Source organism: Marisediminitalea sp. (assembly GCF_984433645.1).
Genome location: NZ_CFIDRX010000273.1, coordinates 1 through 3,553, shown reverse-complemented (window position 1 = coordinate 3,553; position 3,553 = coordinate 1). Strand labels below are relative to the sequence as shown.

Here is a 3,553-nt window from a genome sequence, read left to right as displayed (position 1 = left end):
AACACATGTGACTTCGAAAAGCCGATTACGATTTCAGGCCGGTGTGCTGATAGACATACACGCCGGCATCTGTAACCTGGCGTGTTAAGCGTCCTGCGTACATCAGGTAGTTAAGGTGAGATAAACACTCAGCGACCGCGAAGAACATATGCCGGCCACTGAGATCCCTTTTGTACATGACGGGCAAACATGCAACCAATGTTTGTGGCTCTTCACAAAACGACACCAACGCAGCTAACTGGGCTTCATGATGCTCCCTTAGCTGCTGCGCTCTGAATGAAACCCCGGTGTAAGGCACGTTGTGTGATGGCAACACCAGTACATCTGAAGGTAAATCCCCTAGAGCAGCTAAACTTTCAAAATAGTGTGTCAGGGGATTAGCTTCCGGCTCCTGACTATACACACCAATATTCGGCGAGATCTGTGGCAGGATCTGATCGCCGCCAATCAACAGCTTGTCAGTAGCATTGTATAAGCACACATGCTCTGGCGAATGCCCGGCAAAGGTCATGACCTGCCAGCTTCGCCCGGCGATATTTAAGGTTTGTCCTTGAGTCAAGCGATGGAAAGCCAACGGTAGCGGTTCCACACCTTCGGTATAGGTGTCTCGCGGTCGCACGTGTTGCTCGATAATGCTCTGATCGACGCCCGCTCGCTGAAAATACCGTTTGTCGGTAGACAGATCAGCACCGGGATTCGGTCCAAAGATACTGCGTGCGGCGAAATATTCCAACGCGCTCATATACAACGGGACGTTAAATTCTCGACACAGCCAGCCCGCTAAACCACTGTGATCAGGGTGCATATGGGTTACGATCACACCTTTCAGTGGCTGCTTAAACTGCTCAAAACAGGTCTGCCAAATCGCCTTGCTTTTTCGACTGCTTAACCCAGTATCAATAATAAAGATCCCGTCACTGTCCTGAAGCACATACAGATTAATATGATCAAGCTCAAACGGCAGTGGCATACGTATCCACCATACACCGTCACACAGTGGGGTACACACGCCTGACGCTGGTGTGGTTTGCGAAGTTAACCTTATCATCGACATTACCGTGTTACACTATTGAGCAGGCAGTATAGCACTGAGTCTCCCCCTGATAGGCGCAACAACTATTTTTTTGGCTAATGATTATCGCTAACATTTTCGTATATCTCTGCAATCAAGTATTCCTCACAAGGGCTGTACAATGACGCGTTCGCTTGTCGGTGGCCAGGGTATGATCCTGACCGCGAGAACCGTTTTTCGCGGTAATGAAGAGCTTATCGAATTATGGCTGGCGACAGAACAGGGCCCGGTAAAGATGCTCAGTCCCACTGAATCATCGGTATGCTTCATAAAACAGACAGACAGTGACGCGCTATCCAATTGTGCGGCACGGTTGGGGTTACCGGTAACAATAACGCCAGTCGACCTGTATACCTTTGGTCACGAGCCAGTCGCAAGCGTAAAACTCCCTCAAAGCAGGCAGCTAACTCAATTGCGCAAAGCTGCCACAGAATATGGAGTATGCCTCTTTGAAGCTGATATAAAAACGCCGGATCGCTACTTAATGGAACGCTTTGTCACATTGGGAGTGCAATACCAAGGTGTGCCTCAGCGTAACAGCAGCACGGTTACGCAAGCCAGAATCAAGCCTGCACAATACCGCTGCCACTTAACCGTGTTCTCTGTAGATATTGAGTGTAATGAGCATGGTGAACTCTTTTCTATTGGCATCGCATCAACCATGTGCAATCTGGTATTGATCATTGGTGATGCAGGCAATCAGTTTGAATCAACGGAGAGTAATCCGTTTGAGTATGTGTGGTGCGAAAACGAAAAGGCATTGCTCGATGCATTTATTCACTCAGTACAGCATTACGACCCTGATATATTTATTGGTTGGAACGTCAAGCAATTCGATTTTCCCGTACTCCACGCTGCAGCAAAACGCCACGGAACATCTTTAGTTATAGGTCGTGAGCAAACAGCGTTAGACATTCGCACGTTTGAAGACGGTCGTGCCTATGTCGATATCCCCGGACGAGTCATCATTGACGGTATTGAAGGTTTGAAAACCATGACCTATCAATTCGACAATTTCACGCTGGATAATGTCGCCACTCAATTGCTAGGTAAGCAAAAGCTCATAACCGACACCGATAAGCTGGGCACCATCAAGCGGCTTTTTCATGAAGACAAACCTCGCCTTGCCCAATACAATTTTGAGGACTGTAAACTGGTAACCGAAATTGCTGACAAGGTAAATCTCATTGATTTTTTAATCCTTCGAAGCGAGCTAACCGGTATGCGCATTGGGCGACCTGGAGGCTCAGTAGCCTCATTTATCAATCTGTACTTACCCAAACTGCACCGCGCCGGATATGTTTCGCCCAACAGGCCGGAAAACGGCGGACTGGCAAGCCCAGGCGGTTATGTCATGAGTTCCAAGCCCGGCCTTTATAAACATGTATTGGTGCTGGATTTTAAAAGCCTTTACCCTTCAATTATCCGCACCTTCAAAATAGACCCCTTAGGACTGGTAGAAGGCCTCAAGCATCCCGATGACGCCATTCCGGGATTTAAAGGCGCCGTGTTCCATCGCGAGAATCACTTTCTGCCTGATATCATAAGCAGCTTGTGGAAACAGCGTGATGAAGCCAAACAACAAAAAGACGCCGCCCGCTCACAAGCCATTAAAATCTTAATGAATTCATTCTACGGGGTGTTGGGTAGCGGCGGTTGCCCCTTTTATGACCCACGGCTTGCCAGCTCTATTACCTTAAGGGGGCACGCTATCATGCAAACCACAGCACAATGGATACGCGAGTATGGCTATGATGTTATTTACGGCGATACCGACTCCACATTCGTGCACCTGGCGAACTGCAACAGTGATAGCGATGCTGTCGCCATCGGAAAACAATTACAACACGATATCAATTTGCGTTGGCACCAAAAAATAGAACAAGAATTTGAGCTTGAGTGTGCGCTGGAAATTGAATTCGAGACGCATTTTGAAACCTTCTTTATGCCCACTATTCGCGGTTCAGAAGCTGGAAGTAAAAAACGCTACGCAGGCGTTATCCGCAAGGGTGACGAGGCTAAACTTGTCTTTAAGGGGCTCGAGAGCGTTCGCTCAGACTGGACATTGTTAGCTAAAATGTTTCAGGAAACCTTGTATCAATTGGTCTTCACTGAACAACCAGTCGCTGACTACATTAGTGAAACGGTAAACAATATCCGTGAGGGTAAACTTGACGCACAACTGGTATACACCAAACAGTTGAGGAAGCCCCTTGCAGAGTACACTAAATCAGTGCCGCCTCACGTAAAAGCGGCTAAACAAGCTGATGAACAAAACCAGTCATTGGGCAAACAGTTACAGTACCAAAAACGCACTGCCGTGCGATACGTTATGACTACAGGTGGGCCACAAGTACCTGAATATCAAACCCACCCACTGGACTATGATCACTATATAGAAAAGCAAATTAGGCCGATTGCGGACAGTATATTACCAACTATAGGCGAGAGCTTCGACGCCATGGCCTCTCAGCAAATTGG

General features: G+C 47.8%; 2 protein-coding genes. One reads left to right on the top strand and one right to left on the bottom strand.

The window, feature by feature from the left end:
• Positions 1-25: 25 nt before the first annotated feature.
• Entirely contained in the window at positions 26-1,048 is a 1,023-nt protein-coding gene (locus AC4MRN_RS20090; RefSeq protein WP_491204322.1) for an MBL fold metallo-hydrolase, read from the bottom strand.
• A gap of 145 nt (positions 1,049-1,193) precedes the next feature.
• Here AC4MRN_RS20090 and AC4MRN_RS20085 point away from each other — a divergent pair.
• On the top strand, positions 1,194-3,553 hold a 2,360-nt coding region (locus tag AC4MRN_RS20085), incomplete at its 3' end, for a DNA polymerase II (protein WP_491204321.1).

Coding starts and splice junctions, on each gene's coding strand:
- AC4MRN_RS20090 (WP_491204322.1), bottom strand. CDS start 1,048: ATGATAAGGTTAACTTCGCAAACCACACCAGCGTCAGGCGTGTGTACC.